Genomic DNA, 18,697 nt, shown 5'->3' on the forward strand with positions numbered 1-18,697 from the left:
CCACAAAGAAGACGGCCTGGTTTTCATCTCGCCGCTGTATGGGTCAAAACGACGGCTCTATGTGCGATACGGTCTGATCATGTCTCGCCTGCTGTTTTTTCTCGAAACGGTGGCAAGATTTCCAGCTGTCATGTTTTCTTCGATTTCGCGATGCAGTATAGTGATGGAAAGCATGGGCCTGCTGCGGACGCTGCGTCACTCAAGATGACGGCATCGGGAGCGGATCGGGTCTAGCAGCATGCAGCCGGCGAAATTCTCCGGCACAATTTCCATTTCTCAGGTGAGACCGCATCGTGCGGAACCTTAGGCGTCAGCTTGGACGATTGTCATGAGTGAGATCGATTTCAAACCGAAACTGAAGCAAAAGACGAAGGTGCAGCGGCCAAAACTCTACAAGGTGATGCTGCTGAACGACGACTATACGCCGCGGGAATTTGTCGTCCTGATCCTGAAGGCGGAGTTCCGCCTGGATGAGTCCCAGGCTGAGGTCGTGATGATGACAGCGCACCAGAAGGGGATCTGTGTCGTCTCCGTCTATCCGCGTGACGTCGCCGAAACCAAGGCTACGCGCGCTATCGATGCTGCGGTTCAGCTTGGCTATCCGCTGCAGTTCACCGTTGAACCTGAGTGAAGCTGCTGCCGGCTAAATTCCTTCGTCAATTGTCATCGTCCATGCAGGCTTAGCCGCGCGCGCTCGGCCGGCAGAGACGATGTTCTTGTGTCAGGTAACTGACAAAAAATAGCTATTTGTCTTGGGGAGACTGCCGGGGGCAACTTGTTCTCGCCAAATATCGGCCAGGGACGCTGTGCTGCTGAGACTGCGTTTCACCCTTGCACACCCTCATGCCGGAGGTGATTGGCACGAAATCTGCTGAATATGCAATCAAACGCTGCATATATCAGGATTTGTGCCAATATGGAACATTGTGCAAAGACAGTTGCTCCGAAACAGAACATTTCCTTTCGCAAGATCGTTGTAACCGGTGGCCTGGGTTTTATCGGGTCCAAGGTGTTCAGACGTGTTGCAAGGATGGCGAATGTCTCCGAGACGGTGATCCTGGACCGGGTCTCCTACGCGGCTGATTTTCGCCGCCTGGCACCCATCGGTGAAGCGGGAGATCTTCCCGTCATTCGCGGAGACATCCGCTCGCCGATCGATGTGGCGGCTGCGCTGTATGAATGCGACGCCGTGATCCATCTGGCGGCAGAAACCCATGTGCCGCGGTCGTTCGCCGACCCGGAACTCTTCTTTGACGTCAATGTGACCGGCACTGAAACCCTTCTGAAGGGGGCACAGGACGCCGGCGTGAAGCATTTCATTCATGTCAGCACGGACGAAGTCTACGGTCCTGCAATGGAGGAGGTTCGCGAAACCGCTCCGATGCGGCCGACGACACCCTATGCGACCTCCAAGGCCATGGCTGAGGAGGCTGTCATGATGGCTGCGCAAAATGGCCTCAGGTCAACGATCCTGCGACCGACCAATGCTGTTGGCACCGGACAGAACCCGGAAAAGCTGTTTCCGCGTTTCGTCATGCAGGCACTGAAGGGCCAGAAGCTGACGATTGAAGGCACGGGTGCCCAGGAACGCAGTTTTCTGCCCGTCAGCGATCTTGCCGCCGCCATCGGTCTGGTGCTCAACACACAGGACGAACAGGCGCTCGAGATCTTCAACGTTTCCGGGGAAGAGGACTTGTCTGTGCTTGAGGTGGCGCGGCGGGTTTGTGAAATAACCGGCGTCTCCACCGGTCTTCATTTCATTCGGGATCGTGTAACCAACGATGCGGCTTACCGGATCGACGACAGCCGCCTGCGGTCTCTCGGGTACCGACAGAAGAGCTCAGTCGATCAGGAGCTGCGCGCGATCTACCGCGAAATGCGGGCCCGTGTCCGTCGCTTTGCCGACGAAGAAAGGTTCTGATGCTGAGCCTGCCGACAGAAGCTGCGCTTCCGCCGATCCGCTTTCATGCGCCGCATATTCCACCCGCAACTTACGATGCGGTGGCATCGGCGCTCAGCAGCAAACATCTGCGCTCCGGCGGGAGTTATAGCCGGAAGGCGAAGGCGCTGGTGAGCCAGCATGTTGGCCATGACCGTGTGTTCCTGACCAATTCCTGCACGTCCGCACTTGAAATTTCGGCCCTTGCGCTGGATCTGGGGCCGGAAGACGAGGTCATCGTTCCTTCGTACACCTTCTGCGCAACAGCGACGGCCTTTGCCCGCAAGGGAGCGCGGATCGTGCTGGCCGACATTGATCCGGCAACGATGATGGTAACGCCGGAAACACTGGAGGCACGGCTGACAAGCCGGACCAGAGCTGTCGTCGTTGTGCATTATGGCGGCGCGGCAGCTCCAATGGCGGCAATCAAGGATCTGTGCGATCGGCACGGGGTCGTCATTCTGGAAGATGCGGCCCAGGCATTCGGCGCGAAGCAGGATGGCCGGGCTGTTGGGACGTGCGGTCTGTTTGCCGCCTATTCCTTCCATGAAACCAAGATCATCAGCGCCGGGCACGGCGGCGCGCTGGTGTTGAACAGCGACAATTCCCACCTGCGCGAGCGTGTTGAAGAGCTGTTGGCGCGAGGCACGAACTTTCCCGCCTTCGCAAGGGGCGAAGTCAACCACTATGAATGGACCTCGGTTTCTTCGAGCTTCGAAATGCCGGACCTGAATGCTGCCTTGCTTTACAGCCAGCTGGTGCATTCAAGAGAGATCCTCCTGAAAAGCCGCGCGATCTGGGCGTACTACGAAAAGTCTCTGCGGGATCTGCCGATCGAGATCCTGCGGCCAGGCAAGGGTACAAAGGCGAATGGCTATTCCTTCGCCTTCCTCGCAAGCGACCGGGAAACGACATACCGGATATTGCAGGGGGCTGCCCGAATGGGGCTTGGCCTGCAGTCACACTACAAGCCGCTGCATCTTTCCAGCTTTGCCGGGCGGATTCTGGCTGGCAGCTGCGTTGGTGCGGAAAACACGTGGGGCCGGCTGGTGCGTCTACCGGTGCACATGGACCTGAGCACGGGTGATGCAGCCCGGATCTGCGAGTTCCTGAAAGCTGAACTTGGCTGAAGCGATCAGTTACTCCCGATTTTCAGCCGAAACCGCCCGGTGCAGCAGAGTGGCCAGGGTCTTCATTGCAAGCTGCGTATGGGACATGAAACCGGCCCGTTCGAAATAGGCGGTATCGCGCGCGAGCCGTTCGGGCAGGATTTCGCGTGCATAGACATCTTCGGCGTCGTTCGCGCCTTCGATCCGGTTCAAATTGGTCAGGGCCCACAGGGTGCCTGGGCTGATCAGGCCAGGCAGGAACAACAGCGATCTTCGCATCTCATCGTCATAGTAACGGGCGACAATGCCAGGGTCTTCCGGCCTCGGCCCGAAGAACGCCATGTCACCCCGCAGGATGTTGAACAGCTGAGGCAGCTCGTCGAGCTTGGTGTTCCGCAGGAAGCTGCCGATGGGGGTGATACGGTTGTCCCGCACTTCGGTGATCGCGCTTGCGTCGCTCGTGCCGGGGCGCATGGTCCGGAATTTCACCATCGCAAAGGTACCACCGCCCAGGCCGGTTCGTCTGGCAATGAAAAACGGCGCCTTCCGGTCACCAAGCCAGACGAGAACGGCGATGCCGGCCAGAACCGGCGACAGCAGGATCAACAAAACGGCGGCGAATACCTTGCTCATCAAATCGTCATTGTACGGGAATGTCGCTGAAATACGCCCGGTGTGCCCGGACATTCTGCCGGAAACGCGGCAGGAAAACGGTCTTTGAAAAACGAGGCCCCGGACTTGGATAGCCGGGGCCTGATCTGCTCGTGTTATCTGTGGCCGGTTGACAAATGCCGGACAGAGGGCTGCGTCAGTCGCGCAGCTTGACGATCTTGTCGTCGCCGCCGGTCGGGGTGTTGTCGTCCGGACCGTCGTCGTCGGATCCGTCGCCGTCAATGTCGATCGGCTCGAATTCGTTCGAAAGCGGCTCGGTAATGCCAAGCTCGGCAGCCGGATCGTAGCCTTCGGTCAGTCCGAGTTCTTCGGCCGGACCGCGGCCTTCCATTGCCATCTGATAGTTCACGATGACCGACTTCAGCTGGACGATCTGCTCGTTGGCAGTGTCGACCTGGATCTTGTAACGCTGCAGACGCTTGTTCTCTTCGATCAGGTCTTCCAGATTGTCGGCGTATTTCTGGTTCTGGTTGCGCTGGTGGTTCAGGTCCGTCAGGGCCGAGTTGTAGCGCAGGTTCAGCTCACGCAGCTTGGCGGTGGTCGCCATCAGCTCGTTGCGGTCTTTTTCGTGGTTCTTCTGCGCACTGTCGAGCAGATGTTCGATTTCCTGCATGCGCTTGAGAAGATCGCGGCTGCGTTCCTTCAGCGTGGAGTTCTCGCGCGCCATCTCCTGCAGAGACTGGGCGCCGATGCGGCGCTGGGACGAGAGGTTTTCGATTTCCGCGTTCAGCGCATAGACCTCGTTGTCGTGCTTGCGCTGTTCTTCCTCAAGCCGGCTTTTCGCGTAGGCCAGTTCCTGATTGGCAACATCCAGGTGAGACTTGAGGTCGATGTTGTCGTTGCGGAATTCGCCGACTTCTCGCTTGACCGCTTCCAGCTCGCTGGTGACCTGGTTGTTCTTGCGGATTTCGTCTTCCAGCAGCTTGGCGCTTTCGGACAGGTTCTGCTGCAGTTCCTTTTCGCGGTGACGAACCGCTTCCAGATCCGAACCGAGGCTCTCGGCATGTTTTTCCAGCGTCTCGAACTTGGCCTTGAGGTCGTTGAGCTTGCCGGAGAGATCAGACACCTGGGAATTGGCTTCCACGAGCTTGGCGCTCTGCAGCCGGTATTCCTCGTTGACCTTCTTGTTGTTGTCGCGAATGGAGACGATGTCGTTACGGGCGGTTTCCAGCGCCGTGCGGGTCTCGGTTGCACGCTTGCGCAGGGAATGGACTTCGGCCTGGGCATCTTCCAGCTGGGTGGTGAGCGTCCGGACCTTGTGTTCGGCGTCAAGCAGGTCGGTGGAGATCTTGGCGTTTTCGGATTTCAGCCGGACCTCGGTTTCCACGGTCGTCCGGGAGCCTTCAAGGTATTCGGCCATCAAGCGGATCGACGTCTGGCTTTCCGCAGCAAACGCAGCCATCTGTTCGAAGGTCTGGTTCAGACCGCCGATGCGGGACTTGAGCCCGTCCAGATGGTTCATCTTTTCCTGCATTTTCAGGGCGAACGGGGAAAGATGCTCGATATTGCTCTTTTCAGGAGCCTGCGCGGTTTCCTGAATTTCGCTTGCCTCTTTCACGGTCTCGACCCGCTGCTCCTGGTCACCGCCGGGGCGCGAGGATTTCGAGAAAATGCCCATTCCTGTCTCCTGACTTTCCCGCCGGCGCCGCCCGGCGAAAGATACGCAAAACTTTAACTCTTTATTAACCCATAAGCGCTGGCGGTTTCAACGACTCAGGGCAAGCTGACCGCAGAATACAGTGTGAAGTGTTACCCTCAAAAGACAGATATCCCCGGCATTTTAACGGATTTGCACCTATGGTTAACAAGTGTGGCGGGTTGCAACGGGCCGCAGATGCCGCAAAGACTGTTTGCGGGCCGTTCCGAAGTGGGAAGGAGAGAGGGCATGACACCCGCTTATCTGATCTTCATGACCTTCATGACGCTGGCATTTCTCCTGATGATTGCCGGCTATGTGAGCGCTCTTCTGTTCATCAAGCGTCTCAACCTTCTGGAGGAGGCTGCGTTTTCGCCGCTGAAGGGCGTTGGCATGTGGAAACGGATGTTCACGCCTGGCGGGTTTGGTGACGAGGCTGAACCCGGACGCCGCCGCATCGCGCGGCTCTATTTTCTGGCGCTGGCGGCTTTCGCGATTGCCATCGTCCTGTTTTTCGTTCTGCCGGCGGTCCCCCGTTAAATCCGGGCCGGGTTGTCTCAATCTTCGCTGATTGCAGTTGACGTCACTTGCCGTATCCGCCGAAATGCCGGGGATTTCTAAAAGTTTCCGCGGAGACAGATATGCGTATTTTCCAAAAGACATTCCTGTTGGGCCTTGCTCTGCTTTCCCTTTCCTGCCTCGCTGCCAGTGCCTATCAGGTCTTTCACACCTACAGGATTGCAGGCAGCGATATTCTGGCCGTTGCTGAAGGAAACCATGTCGATGAAGACCCGCTTGTCCTGTCCCTGAAGCTCGACATCGGCAGTGGGGAAACAACCGATCTGGCGATCGAGACAGACGGCGACATTGAAGAATGCAAGCTCCAGCTTGAAACCATCATGGGATCGCACTCGGCCTATGCGGAAATCGTCGTCGACATGAATGCCCAGACCATGAACGGCGTCCTGATGGTCCAGTGCGCAGTCTTTCATGGGCTGTTTCCGGACAAGCAATAGGTCCGCCCAAAGCATCAATCAGATCGGCTCTCGGCTTGCGCTTCGCTTGTCCGGAATGATGGTCGTTTTCCGGGGCGAAGGCTCTAGTCCCCCATCTCGTCGATCGTCCAGCTCAGGGGCCAGCCCTCGGGCGGGCCGGTGATGCCGTCGCAGTCGGTCTTTTCGAGATATTCCATCAGGGTGTAGTTGCCGCTTTCAGCTTCTACCTCGTGGCGCTCGAAGGTGCCGCAGTCGTAGTTGGGCGAATGGTAGGTGGTGCCCGTCACCTGGCCGCTACCCGGGTCGTAGAACAGGTTGTTGACCAGGGCATGGTTGGGCTGGTTGAAGCCGGGGGGTGTCTCGAACTCCTTCCACTCGTCCAGCGACGGATCGAAGGGAACATGTATCGCCATGTAGTAAGGCACGTTGAGGTCGGCCATCTGACAGGGAACGACCCAGGTCTCCACGTCGCCTTCCGCGTAGTATTGCGCGCCGAAAGCGGGCACCGTTTCCGCAAGCTGACAACCCAGCGTGCGGTAACCCATCATCTGGATCTCGTCCGGAAGCTCGCTTACCGCATAGACCTGACCAATCCCGCCGCGGTTGACGCCGCTGTTGCTGGTCTCCTGAGACGGCATGATCGGTGGCGGCAGATCGTCGACGGGTGCCTCGGCAACCGTGTCGGCTGGTGCCGGAGACGGGGCGGGAGCAGGCTGTGCCGGTGACGGGGATGAAGCGGCGGCTGCGGCAATGCCGGTGGCTTTGGCAGAAGGCAAACCTCCCCAGGCCACGATGGCGTCCTGCCGGCCGATGCGACCCTGCACTTCATCCATTTTCAGGAGTGCATGGGTGATGCCGGAGAGGGAGACTTCGTAGGTGATAGTGCCCGCGCTACCGCCAAATTCGATCTGGATCGAAGCGTCCTGGCCGAGGCGCAGGTTTTCGATCAGGTCCCGGTCGGCGTCACCACCGAAGGTCATCTCATTGCCGGTGTAGACCTTTGCAGCCTTGCCGAAGAAACCGACATTGTCCTCGTCACCTTCGATTTCGATCCGGGCGCGCATGCCGGTTTCGAGTGGCGTTTTCGGCCTGAGGGTTACAAAAACCTGCGCGTCTGCCTTGGCGCTGCGTTCCACCTTAAGCCTGAACGCTTCGTCATTGGAACCGGTGCCTTCGGTTTCGGCAATGCAGTAGGTCTTCTCGTTGCAACGTAGCGACCAGTCGCCGAATTCGGTTTTCGCGAGTTCGGCTGCCGCCGGCCCGGCAAGGACCAGCGCGAGCGATGAAGATGCAAGTATTTGTTTTGTCATGTCAGTCCCCTCTGACAATGCCGGCTGGTCGCCGGACCCCACCCCACCATGACCCTGTGCGACCGCAAGTCAATCGGGCGAAAGACGGATGTACGGAAAGTCGAGGTGACGCTAGGGCACAACCGCATCCGCGAAAATGACGTTGGAACAAAAGCTCCGGTCACTTGTTTTCCTTCGAGTGTTCCAGGCCGTGATCGGTTCGGGAAAGTTCGTTGGGGGGCGAGAGGATGAAAAGAATGACGTCGAGATTGCTTCGAAATTCAACGGCCATGGCGCTTGTCCTGGCGATCGGCCTGCCGCTGCAGCCGGGTCTGCCACGTGCTCAGGAGACGACTGTCGATTGTGCGGCCAATCCGGATCAGGAAGCCTGCAAGAACCAGGAAGCCGCACCTGCGGAAGAAGCGCCAGCCACTGACGCGCCTGCCGAAGAAGCCCCCGCCGCAGAAACACCTGCTACGCAAGCACCTGCTACGGAAGCTCCTGCCGCGGAAGCTCCGGCTGAAGAAGCGCCTGCCGAGCCGGCACCTGAAGAAGGTGCAGTGGAAGATGTTGCCCCCGAAGCTGCTCAGGAAACCCAGGCGGAAGAGCCGGCGCCTGCCGCTACTGAGCCCGTCGCGACAGAAGATGCGCAGCCTGAGGCGAAACCGACAGCCCCCGTGGAAGAGGCAGCTCCCGCCGAAAAACCCGCCGCGCCGGTTGAAGAAACCGCGCCGGTGGAAAAACCCCTGACCGCGGAAGAAACGACCGCGCCGGAGGCAAAGCCGGAAGCTCCTGTCGAAGAAGCGGCGCCTGCGGAAGAGACCGCGGCCGAGCCGGCATCCGAACAGCCGGTGGAAGAGCAACCGGCTGATGCCGAACAGGCGGATGCCGCGGAGAGCACGGAACCGCAGGCGGAAGAACAGCCGGCGGATGCCGTTTCGACTGAAGCGCCTGCGGCCGAGGAACCCACTGCGCAGGAGAGCACCGAGAAGAGTGCCGAGGAAACCGCACCAGCAGAGCCGGCTGCGGAAGAAACCGCTACCGATGAAGCTGGTGCCGATCAGAAAACAGCGGAACAGCCGCAAACTGCCGAAGAGATCGCACCTGCTGTCGCCCCGGTCGAAGCCACCGCGGCAGATGAAACCGTGACCGAGGAGCCGGGTGAGCCGATCGCGGCCCAGGCGGCCGCACCGGCCGAAGAACCGGCGGCCGTCGTCTCGGACGACGCAACGGACGCGCAGCGGGCCGAAATCAAGGCGAAGGAAGAACGCCGCCGTGATGAAGCCCGCGACCGCAGGCTGGAACTGCTTGGTGCCGCGGCTGTTGGTGTCGGCGTCGGCATGCTGATCCCGGCCCTTGGCGGCAAGGTGGTCGAGGATCAGGGTGACCGGATCATCGTCGAGCGGGACGGCGAATATTTCGTGCGCAAGGACGAAAGCAGCCTGCTGCGCTATGGCGATGACGAGTTCCACGCCGAACGCCTGCGTGGCGGCCGCACGCGCGAAACCGTCACCCGCACCAACGGCGTGAAGATCATCACCATCCGTGACGAGGGCGGCTATGTGCTTTACCGCTCACGCCTTCTGCCGGATGGCCGCGAGTATGTGCTGATCGACAATCGCGAATACAATCACCGCCGCCGTAACTACGACCGCGAACTGCCGCCGCTGGAAGTCGGCATCCCGCGCGATCGTTACATCGTTCCGGCAGGCCGGGCGAACTATGACGAGATCTACCAGACCTTCACTGCGCCGCCGGTGGAACAGGTGGAACAGGCCTATTCCCTGCGCGACATTCGTGAAAACGAACGCCTGCGCGACAAGGTGCGCCGGGTGGATCTCGACACGATCACCTTCGACACCGGCAGTGCCGTGGTGCGCCAGAGCCAGGTTCCGCAACTTGAGGACATCGCCCGCGCATCCCAGGCCCTGATCGATCAGGACCCGACGACAGTGCTGTTGATCGAAGGTCACACGGATGCTGTCGGCTCGGATGTTTCCAACCTCGCGCTTTCCGACCGCCGTGCTGAAACCGTCGCCCGTATTCTGGCGGACATTTATGGCGTGTCGCCGGAGAACATGGTCGTTCAGGGTTATGGCGAGGACTATCTGAAGGTCGATACGCAAGGCGCTGAAGAGCGCAACCGCCGCGTGACGATCCGCAACATCACGCCGCTTTTGAGCGCGCGCAGGTAACAGGATAGCGGCGCGGCGCCAAGTTTATTGGCGCCGCGTTTCCTGCCACGAACCGGGCCCGGGACAGGAAGGTCTCGTCAGATGTGGGAAGGCACCATCCTTGCCATAACTGACATTGACAATTCCTGATGGCCCGGCTCATGTGGCCGCACAGATCGGTCCGCGCCGGAATTCTCCGGGTGGTCCGGGATTGATACGATTCGCCTGGCCGACCCTCCGTAGGCGAGCGGCACATACGACAGAACCATTTTCGAAGGTCTTCATGCGACTGACACCCCCTTCCATTATCGTTTTCCTGATTTCTCTGGCCCTTTTCGTTGTCGCGGTGCTCCCCATGCTGGGCGTCGCCGTCCCGAGCATCGGCGTTTCCACCGTCCATCTCCTGATCGGCTCCTGGGCCGTGCTTGCTGCCGGTGTGCTGTTCAAGGGCATCTGAGCGGCTCAGATCTCGTAAGAAGATGAGCGAGCTACGCTCGCGCTGACGCGCTGGATTCCGGATCAGCGTGCAGCCTTGCTGCACTTGTCCGGAATGACGGTGCGTGTGGCCTGACAATGGTAACTCTGACGATAGATCCGTTGGTAAAGCCAGCCCGCCGACCGCCTCAGCCTTAGGGCGCCAGAGGCCTGAGGTGGGACTGGCGTGCCTCTCATCCCCACCCGTTATTCCGGACAAGCGTAGCGCAGCTGCGCGCAGATCCGGAACCCAGACATATTTCATGCCAAAGGCATGACCTTGTTTCTTGCAAGGCTTGGGGATGCACGGAATAGTCGCACCATGCCCGCCGCCGTCTACATTCTCGCCTCGAACCGCAACGGCACGCTCTATATCGGCGTGACTTCCAACCTCCCGCGCCGCCTCTACGAGCACCAGAACGGCCTGATCGACGGCTTCTCCAAGACCTACGGGGTTACCAGGCTCGTTCATGCAGAACTGTATGAACGGATGGATGAGGCAATCCTTCGGGAAAAACAGCTGAAGAAATGGCGGCGCAGCTGGAAGATCGACCTCATTGAACGCAGCAATCCGGAATGGCTGGACCTATCGTCGTCGGCGCTTTTATAAAGCGCCACGCAGACCTCTCGGTTTTCCTGGATACCCCCAGCCTCAGCACCACCCACCGGTCATCCCGGACAAGTGCGGCAACGCCGAACGCAGATCCGGGATCCAGACATCGTCTGCGCCAGAGGCGCGCTCAATTTCTAGGGAGAGAGGACTAAGGAGCGAGCTCCGCTCGCGCTGATGCGCTGGGTTCCGGATCGTCGCGCAGCTTTGCTGCACTTGCCCGGAATTACAGTGGGGAGGAGAGGCTTGCCAGTTCGGCGAAGCCTCGCGAACAGGAGGCGTTAGCGTCGCAGGGCTGGTCTCGCCGCCGAGCTTATCGTCAAAGACACCTGTCCCTAGCTCCACCCACCCGTCCTCCCGGACAAGTGCGGCAACGCCGAACGCAGATCCGGGATCCAGACATAATCTGCGCCGCAGGCGCACTCATTTCCCATGGAGAAGATGACTAAGGAGCGAGCTACGCTCGCGCTGATGCGCTGGGTTCCGGATCGGCGCGCAGCTTCTCTGCGCTTGTCCGGAATGACTGTGAGGAGGAGAGGCTGCGGTCGCCTCGCAGCTTCAGGCTTCCACCGTCATTGCAGGGCTCGACCCTGCAATCCATGCCGTGTCTGTTCGACAATCGAAGCTTCTGTGTTGGGCTCCGTCAGGGAATGGATCCCATGGTCAAGCCATGGGATGACGACAAAGCAGGGCAATGCGATCAATCCAAGCCTCGTCATCCCGGTCCGTCGAGCCTTTGAATACCCTCCAGCGGGGGGATCTCTTTACCGCCCCGGCCGCCCACTCTTCTTCGGCCGCCCGCGATTACGTTTCTCTTCCGCCGGATCCTCGTAGGACCCTGCGCCGATCTTTGCCCGCACCAGCGGTTTGACCGGGTCTGACGAGCCGAGGGGGACTTCCGTGCGGCCGACGGTCATTTCGTCGAGGGTGTTCTTGCGCACCTTGGCGCTGGGGCCGGGCAAGGCGTTTCGGTCCTTGGCGGCCTGGGCCTTGTCGCGGGCGGTCTGTTTCTTTTTGCCGCTCGCGCCTTCCTTGGTGCCGCCGGCGCCGAACTTGCGGTCGCCCTTGTAGCCGCCGGTCTTGCCGTCGACGTCGGACTGGCGGGCCATGGCGTCGTCGGCGACGGCCAGCTCGGTTGCCTGCAGGCGCTTGATCTCGTCGCGCAGGCGGGCGGCCGTCTCGAAGTCGAGATCGGCTGCGGCATCGCGCATCTGCTTTTCCAGATCCTCGATATGGGCCTTGAGGTTGTGGCCGACGAGGTTGCCTTCCTCCGCGAAGCCGGCGTCGATGGTGACGTGGTCCTGCTCGTAGACGCTTTCCAGAATGTCGCCGATGGAGCGGCGGACGCTTTCCGGGGTGATGCCGTTTTCCTCGTTGTAGGCGAGCTGCTTTTCGCGGCGCCGGTTGGTTTCGGCGATCGCCCGTTCCATGGAACCGGTCATGTTGTCGGCGTAGAGGATCACCTTGCCGTCGACGTTACGTGCCGCGCGGCCGATGGTCTGGATCAGGGATGTTTCGGAACGCAGGAAGCCTTCCTTGTCCGCGTCCAGGATCGCGACCAGCGCGCACTCGGGAATGTCGAGGCCTTCGCGCAGCAGGTTGATGCCGACCAGCACATCGAAGGCGCCGAGGCGCAGGTCGCGCAGGATCTCGATGCGTTCCAGCGTGTCGATGTCGGAGTGCATGTAGCGCACGCGCACGCCGTTCTCGTGCAGATATTCCGTCAGATCCTCGGCCATGCGCTTGGTGAGCGTGGTCACCAGCGTGCGGTAGCCTTTCTGGGCCACTTCGCGCACTTCGCCCAGAAGGTCATCGACCTGGCTGGTCGCCGGGCGGATTTCCACTGGCGGATCGATTAGCCCGGTCGGGCGGATGACCTGCTCGGCAAAGACACCGCCGGACTGGTCCATCTCCCAGGAACCGGGAGTTGCCGACACCGCGATGGACTGCGGCCGCATGGCGTTCCATTCCTCGAAGCGCAGCGGACGGTTGTCCATGCACGACGGCAGGCGGAAGCCGTATTCGGCCAGCGTCGCCTTGCGGCGGAAGTCGCCCCGGTACATGGCACCGATCTGCGGAATGGTGACGTGGCTCTCGTCGGCGAAGACGATGGCGTTGTCCGGCAGATATTCGAACAGGGTGGGGGGCGGCTCGCCCGGCTTGCGGCCGGTGAGATAGCGGGAATAGTTCTCGATGCCGGCGCAGGAGCCGGTGGCTTCCAGCATCTCCAGATCGAACATGGTGCGCTGTTCCAGCCGCTGCGCCTCCAGCAGGCGGCCGTGCTGGTTCAGCTCCTCAAGCCGGTGCTTGAGTTCGTCCTTGATCGACTTGATTGCCTGGTTGAGCGTCGGCTTGGGCGTGACATAGTGCGAGTTGGCGTAGATCTTGACGCTTTTCAGCTCGCCCGACTTCTGTCCCGTGAGCGGATCGAACTCGGTGATCGACTCGATCTCGTCACCGAACATGGAAATGCGCCAGGCGGTGTCCTCGTAGTGGGCCGGGAACAGCTCGATGGTGTCGCCGCGCACCCGGAAGGTGCCGCGCTGGAAGGCGGCATCGTTGCGCTTGTATTGAAGGGCCACAAGATCGGCGATCAGCTGGCGCTGGTCCATGCGCTCGCCAACCTCGATGGCAAAGGTCATGGCGGTGTAGGTTTCGACCGAGCCGATACCGTAGATACAGGACACCGAGGCGACGATGATGACGTCGTCGCGCTCCAGCAGCGAGCGGGTGGCGGAGTGGCGCATCCGGTCGATCTGCTCGTTGATCGAGCTTTCCTTCTCGATATAGGTGTCCGTGCGCGGCACATAGGCTTCCGGCTGGTAATAGTCGTAGTAGGAAACGAAATACTCGACCGCGTTGTCCGGGAAGAACGACTTGAATTCGCCGTAGAGCTGGGCCGCCAGCGTCTTGTTGGGGGCCAGGATCAACGCCGGACGCTGGGTACGGGAAATCACCTGCGCCATGGTGTAGGTCTTGCCCGAGCCGGTGACACCGAGCAGAACCTGCGTCTGGTCGCCGTTTTCCATGCCTTCCACCAGGTCGGCAATGGCGGTCGGCTGGTCGCCCTTGGGCTCATAGGCGGATTTCAGAACGATCGGCACACCGCCTTCGGACTTCTCCGGGCGCTCCGGCCGATGCGGCACCCAGAGCTCGCCGTTCTTGTGCAGCGGGTTACCGCTTTCGATCAGCGCGGATAGCGCCTCGACGGTCGCGGTGGCACCCTGGTTGCCGGTCAGCTCGCCGTACTTGCTTTCCTTGTTCTTCTTCTTGTTGTCTTTCTGGTGCTGCTTGAGCTGCTTTTCGAGGTTTTCGGCCTCTTCCAGAGACATGTCGAGACCGGCCACCGGGTTGAGGCCGCCTGCCGCGCGTTCGCGGGCGCTGTCTGCCTTGCCGATGGAGGTGCCGCGCGACGACTTGGTCGGCTTTTCCTTTTTCGCACTCACGGTGGCACCGGCCTTGCGGCCGGACTTCCGTGACGGTGCACCGTCGTTCCGATCCTCTTTTCCCTCACCAGCGCTCCGGGGGGCTGCCTTCCTGGGCTCCGGCTTGTCTGCTTCCTGCGATATTTCCGCTGCCCAATCACTGATCGATCCGGACAGGGGCGTTCCGGAAAGTGACTTCTGGGGAGCTTCGCCGAAGCCGTCAGCAGAGGTCGTGTCGTCGGAGGAGGATTTGGTCGGGCGCTTGCTCATGGCCGCAATATGGTCCGGTTGCGCGCATGAGGAAAGGGGGTGGTTGCGGGTTTGTTCCGCTTTTTGCCACTTCCTGTCAGTCTCCTGACATAAGGCTGTCAGGAAGTCCGCCGACAGGCAGTGGTCGGTGGATGATGATCAGAAAAAAATCGGCCCGCGAAGGGCAGGTGGTGCGGGCCGATGGAAAAGTTGGACATTGGCCGTTTGATGGGGCCTTGGCCAGTATCGGGCTGGCGTTCGCCCTGTCCGGATAGTGAGAATGACAGGGCGAGATGCCGGGCAGTTCAGTTCACGACCTGGAGTGCGGTCACCAGGCGGTCGCCGGACACTGTTGTCGTGAAGGTGATCAGGACTTCCGATCCGATCATCAGATCTTGCGAACTGAGCGTATCGGTCAGAAGAAACCTGGACCCGTCTTCAAGGGAAAACAGGCCTTCGAAGGGATCGATGGACAGGATCGTACCTGCGATTTCATCTGCGAGCGCGGACCGAAGGCTGTGCGGGGGCAAAGTCAGCAACAACGGTGCCGTCGCAATCGCGATGAGCCATTTTGGCATTCACGTCTCCTTGAGCAAAAGGGGCGTCAGGATCCAGTCTCGGGGGCGTCGCGGATCCTGGAAAATGAAGGCGGCGCACCGCCAGGCGTCGTCAGGCCGAGGCAGTTTCGTGGCGCAGTGGCATGACGCTGGCTTAGGGCTGAACCTCTATGGAGAGGATCGAGTCGACGCCGTTTTCCGAGCCATTGTAGTGAATGGTGACGGTCTTTCCTGCAGCCAGGGTGTCCGGCACCGCGACGGAGCTGGAAATTGTCTGGAACTGTGTCTTGTCGCTCAGAACAAGCGTACGAGTTGCCGGGTTCCAGGTCTCTACGGAAGCGGTCACGCTGTCGGCACTTGCGGGCACCAGGCCGGCAGCAAGGAAGGCAGCACCAAGGACAAAGCCGCGAATGGCCATTGCAGATATCCTTTCAAGGACAGAGATGTTTGAAGGTGCAGTGGTTTCGCGGCCATGACGGCTTTTTTGCCAATGTCATGACGGCTTGGGTTCTCTATCCATCTCATGCCTTGGGAAGTCCAAAAGCACTGCCTGGTGAGTGGCTTACGCGGGACGCGCTTGACCCTGCTGACGTGGATTCAGCGCTTGGATTGCGGCGGAAATTTGTTCGAAATCAGGGGTGCAAAAAATATTGTCTGGCCAGGTTTCCGGCAGGGCTTTGAGCGCCTTTTCGGCAGGATTTTCGCCACGTTTGGGCGCGTTGGAAGCCCAGGCACACGCGCCGGAAAATACACCTTCAAAGGGTGATGTGCCCACGTGAGGCTGTTGTTTCTCTTTGTAAATCTTTTGCGTGCTGCGTAGTTTGCTGAATATTCGGGGTTTCAGTCTCGTGCTATAATCGGCTCCATCAGATCACAAGCAGACAAGCTGCATCTTGCGCGGAGGAGGCGAAAGATGAGACTGAGAACTATTGTTGAAATCACGCTGATGACCGGCATGTTTTACGCGGTTACCCCGGCAGGGGCCGATCCGCTGGACCTGACCCATCAGCCGGATCTGACAGCAGCGAAAGTTGTCCTTGCAAGCCTGGATGGCGGGCTTGAAGTGCCGCCGATGCCCAACATGTCGCCGCGCCTGTCCGGCGCCGTGGAACTGCCGGGATCATCGACGGACAAGGGTCCGTTGATGCAGGTTGCCGGCCGTTGCGGTTCATCGGAGTATTACTGCGACTCGCCCGGTTTCCTTTATTGCTGCGGCAATTCCTCGGATGGGTTCTACTGCGCAGCCGATGTCAACGGCTGCACGAAATAACACCCGGTCGCGTCCGCCCGCCCACGGGCGGGCTAGCGGCAGTCGCAAACGGACATGCGTCCCTGCACGGTGGTACGCCACTGGCCGCTCCAGCTGAGACCGTTGCCAAAGCAGATGCCGGGGCATTTGCCCTGCGCATCGGCGTCGTTCCAGATCGGCCCGGCCTGGATTTCACCTCCCGGGCTGGCCTTCTCACACGCACAGACCGACATCTGCCCCTGTACCGTCGTATGCCACTGCCCATTCCAGCGCGTTCCCAGCCCGCCGCAAACACGCGGACATTTCGCCTGCGCGTCACCATTGTTCCAGATCGGCCCGGCCTCGACGTTGTAGGTCTGTGCGCTGGCGGGAAGTGCAATGAGCAGGAAGAAGAGCGCTGTGAGCAGCTTCGGCAATCGCATCGGGACCTCCGTAGATAATCGATCCGCCAGAGCTTCCATTACCTCTCGCCGTGTGTCGACCGGGAAGTTCTGTGTGAACTGGTTTCTCGCATGGTGTGGCCCTGCTTCGGCAGGGCCAGGATCGGGGATCGCGGTGTCCGTGGGGCGGTATCTGGAAAATTTTGAGGTCAGAGGATTACTGGATCCCCGCCTGGGCGGGGATGACAAGGGTAAGCGAGCCGGTCCAGGAATAAAGCGGGTTCACTCTCCTCGCGGATACCTCTGGCTTTCTTCCACGATGTTCAGGTCCATGTGGTTGCGCATGTAGCGTTCGGAGGCTTTTTGCAGGGGCTGGTAGTCCCAGGGGAAATAGGCGCCGTTGCGCAGGGCTTCGTAGACGATCCAGCGGCGGGCCTGGGACTGGCGCACTTCGGCGTCGAAAGCGGCCATGTCCCATTGTTTCCCTGCGATTTCGGCAAAACGCACGGCGGTTGCGGCATGTGCCGGGTCGGCGGCTTGGTTGGTCAGTTCGTGCGGGTCGTCCGTTACGTTGAAGAGCAGCGGCGGGTCGAGTTCGCAATGGATGTATTTCCAGTCGCCCTCCCGGATGCCGACCAGCGGGGCGTAGGAGGCTTCGGCGGCATATTCCATCAGCACCGGTGCGGTGCGGGGCTCGCCTTTCGCCAGCGGAACCAGGCTGGTGCCGTCGGTCCAGGGCATGATCTCGCTCATGTCGATGCCGGCGAGGTCGCAGACGGTCGGCAGAACGTCGAGCGTGCTGACCGGATCGGAAATGTGCTTCGGCGCAAGATCCACGTCGGCAACCATCAGGGGCACGCGGGCCGAGCCTTCGAAGAAGTTCATCTTGAACCACAGGCCGCGCTCGCCCAGCATGTCGCCATGATCTGAAACGAACAGGACGGTGGTGTCCTCGGTCAGGTCCATCGCGTCGAGCGCATGCAGGATTTCGCCAATCTTGTCGTCCAGATAGGTGATGTTGGCGAAATAGGCCTGTCGCGAGCGGCGGATGTCTTCTTCGGTGATGTTGAAGTTGCGCCAGTCGTTGGCATCGAAGATGCGCTTTGCATGCGGGTCGTGGTCGTCGTAGTCCATCGCCGGAACCTGCGGCAGCAGGTGCTCGCAGTCCTCGTAGAGGTCCCAGTACTTCTGGCGGGCGACATACGGATCGTGCGGGTGGGTGAAGCTGACCGTCAGGCAGAACGGGCGGTCGTATTTGCCGCGGCCGTAGTCGTGGATCTTGCGCACGGCCTGGAAGGCGACATCGTCGTCATATTCCATCTGGTTGGAAATCTCGGCAATGCCAGCGCCCGTGACTGACCCCATGTTGTGGTACCACCAGTCGATACGCTCGCCCGGCTTGCGGTAGTCGGGCGTCCAGCCGAAATCGGCAGGGTAGATGTCGGTGGTCAGTCGTTCCTCAAAGCCGTGCATCTGATCCGGACCGACGAAATGCATCTTGCCGGACAGGCAGGTGGTGTAACCGGCGCGGCGCAGATGATGGGCATAGGTCGGGATGTCGGAGGCGAATTCTGCGGCATTGTCGTAGACGCCCGTACGGCGTGGCAGCTGGCCGGACATGAAGCTTGCGCGTGCCGGCGCACAGAGCGGCGAAGCAGTGTAGGTGTTCTCGTAGCGAATCGAACGGGCGGCAAGTTTCTTCAGGTTTGGTGCGTGCAGAAACTCCGCCGGGCCGTCCGGAAACAAGGTTCCGTTCAACTGGTCGACCATCAGGATCAGGATGTTCTTGCGCTTTCCCATGCTGCTTCTCCGCCGCGAGTGAGGACCTTGCCGCAAGTGTTAGCTTTTTTTTAATTGAGCGATCAATCAAAAACGGCATAGTATGAAAAACAGGCGTCTTGGTGGCTGGCAATTCTGTCCGGATCAAGGACGTTCAGGG

At 60.3% G+C, this 18,697-nt stretch carries 17 protein-coding genes; 9 read left to right on the forward strand and 8 right to left on the reverse strand.

Going from position 1 to position 18,697, the window contains the following annotated elements:
• The first annotated feature begins 328 nt into the window (after nt 1-328).
• The 3 genes from clpS to FIU93_RS13255 all read left to right on the forward strand — a co-directional run bounded on the left by clpS (nt 329) and on the right by FIU93_RS13255 (nt 3,069).
• Nucleotides 329-631 carry an ATP-dependent Clp protease adapter ClpS gene (gene clpS / locus FIU93_RS13245; RefSeq protein ID WP_022998009.1) on the forward strand — a complete coding sequence of 101 codons (303 nt, stop codon included), beginning with the start codon at nt 329-331 and terminating at the stop codon, nt 629-631.
• Between the two features lie 285 nt (nt 632-916).
• Nucleotides 917-1,921, forward strand: a complete 1,005-nt coding sequence (locus FIU93_RS13250) for an NAD-dependent epimerase/dehydratase family protein (protein WP_173017313.1) — start codon at nt 917-919, stop codon at nt 1,919-1,921.
• Nucleotides 1,921-3,069 (forward strand): aminotransferase class V-fold PLP-dependent enzyme, encoded by a 1,149-nt coding sequence (locus FIU93_RS13255; protein WP_152505822.1) that lies wholly within the window; start codon nt 1,921-1,923, stop codon nt 3,067-3,069. The genes FIU93_RS13250 and FIU93_RS13255 overlap by 1 nt, the downstream gene beginning before the upstream one ends.
• 9 nt (nt 3,070-3,078) lie before the next feature.
• On the opposite strand, the gene FIU93_RS13260 is transcribed toward FIU93_RS13255, so the two are convergent.
• Complete coding sequence (locus FIU93_RS13260) at nt 3,079-3,681, reverse strand: sugar transferase (RefSeq protein WP_173017314.1); 603 nt, start codon at nt 3,679-3,681, stop codon at nt 3,079-3,081.
• 175 nt (nt 3,682-3,856) lie between these two features.
• Nucleotides 3,857-5,338: a hypothetical protein gene (locus FIU93_RS13265; protein WP_152505824.1), complete on the reverse strand. Its 1,482-nt coding sequence runs from the start codon at nt 5,336-5,338 to the stop codon at nt 3,857-3,859.
• Between the two features lie 267 nt (nt 5,339-5,605).
• On the opposite strand from FIU93_RS13265, the gene FIU93_RS13270 reads away from it, so the two are divergent.
• Together FIU93_RS13270 and FIU93_RS13275 are read left to right on the forward strand one after the other, a co-directional pair.
• Complete coding sequence (locus FIU93_RS13270; RefSeq protein ID WP_022998004.1) at nt 5,606-5,896, forward strand: hypothetical protein; 291 nt, start codon at nt 5,606-5,608, stop codon at nt 5,894-5,896.
• A 101-nt stretch (nt 5,897-5,997) separates the two neighbouring features.
• Entirely contained in the window at nt 5,998-6,372 is a 375-nt protein-coding gene (locus FIU93_RS13275; protein WP_152505825.1) for a hypothetical protein, read from the forward strand.
• A gap of 83 nt (nt 6,373-6,455) precedes the next feature.
• On the opposite strand, the gene FIU93_RS13280 is transcribed toward FIU93_RS13275, so the two are convergent.
• Nucleotides 6,456-7,661 carry a DUF1176 domain-containing protein gene (locus FIU93_RS13280; protein ID WP_152505826.1) on the reverse strand — a complete coding sequence of 402 codons (1,206 nt, stop codon included), beginning with the start codon at nt 7,659-7,661 and terminating at the stop codon, nt 6,456-6,458.
• Nucleotides 7,662-7,897: 236 nt separating this feature from the next.
• Between FIU93_RS13280 and FIU93_RS13285 the strand changes: the two genes are divergently transcribed.
• The 3 genes from FIU93_RS13285 to FIU93_RS13290 all read left to right on the forward strand — a co-directional run bounded on the left by FIU93_RS13285 (nt 7,898) and on the right by FIU93_RS13290 (nt 10,898).
• Nucleotides 7,898-9,835 carry an OmpA family protein gene (locus FIU93_RS13285; RefSeq protein WP_152505827.1) on the forward strand — a complete coding sequence of 646 codons (1,938 nt, stop codon included), beginning with the start codon at nt 7,898-7,900 and terminating at the stop codon, nt 9,833-9,835.
• Between the two features lie 262 nt (nt 9,836-10,097).
• A complete protein-coding gene (locus FIU93_RS31400; RefSeq protein ID WP_022997999.1) occupies nt 10,098-10,271 on the forward strand; it encodes a hypothetical protein in 174 nt (57 codons plus the stop codon).
• Nucleotides 10,272-10,562: 291 nt separating this feature from the next.
• Complete coding sequence (locus FIU93_RS13290; protein WP_286202429.1) at nt 10,563-10,898, forward strand: GIY-YIG nuclease family protein; 336 nt, start codon at nt 10,563-10,565, stop codon at nt 10,896-10,898.
• Nucleotides 10,899-11,662: 764 nt separating this feature from the next.
• Here the strand turns inward: FIU93_RS13290 and uvrB are convergent.
• The 3 genes from uvrB to FIU93_RS13305 all read right to left on the reverse strand — a co-directional run bounded on the left by uvrB (nt 11,663) and on the right by FIU93_RS13305 (nt 15,547).
• A complete protein-coding gene (uvrB, locus tag FIU93_RS13295) occupies nt 11,663-14,593 on the reverse strand; it encodes an excinuclease ABC subunit UvrB (RefSeq protein WP_152505828.1) in 2,931 nt (976 codons plus the stop codon).
• A gap of 284 nt (nt 14,594-14,877) precedes the next feature.
• Entirely contained in the window at nt 14,878-15,150 is a 273-nt protein-coding gene (locus tag FIU93_RS13300; protein WP_055655759.1) for a DUF1344 domain-containing protein, read from the reverse strand.
• A gap of 133 nt (nt 15,151-15,283) precedes the next feature.
• The gene (locus FIU93_RS13305; RefSeq protein ID WP_055655758.1) at nt 15,284-15,547 is read right to left on the reverse strand and encodes a hypothetical protein; all 264 of its coding nucleotides are present in this window, start codon (nt 15,545-15,547) and stop codon (nt 15,284-15,286) included.
• A gap of 495 nt (nt 15,548-16,042) precedes the next feature.
• Between FIU93_RS13305 and FIU93_RS13310 the strand changes: the two genes are divergently transcribed.
• Nucleotides 16,043-16,399, forward strand: a complete 357-nt coding sequence (locus FIU93_RS13310) for a hypothetical protein (protein WP_055655753.1) — start codon at nt 16,043-16,045, stop codon at nt 16,397-16,399.
• A gap of 32 nt (nt 16,400-16,431) precedes the next feature.
• Here the strand turns inward: FIU93_RS13310 and FIU93_RS13315 are convergent, their stop codons facing one another.
• Both FIU93_RS13315 and betC read right to left on the reverse strand, forming a co-directional pair.
• On the reverse strand, nt 16,432-16,800 hold the full coding sequence (locus tag FIU93_RS13315) for a mannan-binding lectin (RefSeq protein ID WP_209010358.1): 369 nt from the start codon (nt 16,798-16,800) through the stop codon (nt 16,432-16,434).
• 240 nt (nt 16,801-17,040) lie between these two features.
• Complete coding sequence (gene betC, locus FIU93_RS13320; RefSeq protein WP_152505830.1) at nt 17,041-18,558, reverse strand: choline-sulfatase; 1,518 nt, start codon at nt 18,556-18,558, stop codon at nt 17,041-17,043.
• Between the last annotated feature and the right edge of the window lie 139 nt (nt 18,559-18,697).

Source organism: Labrenzia sp. THAF35 (genome assembly GCF_009363595.1).
In the GTDB taxonomy this organism is placed as follows: domain Bacteria; phylum Pseudomonadota; class Alphaproteobacteria; order Rhizobiales; family Stappiaceae; genus Roseibium; species Roseibium algicola.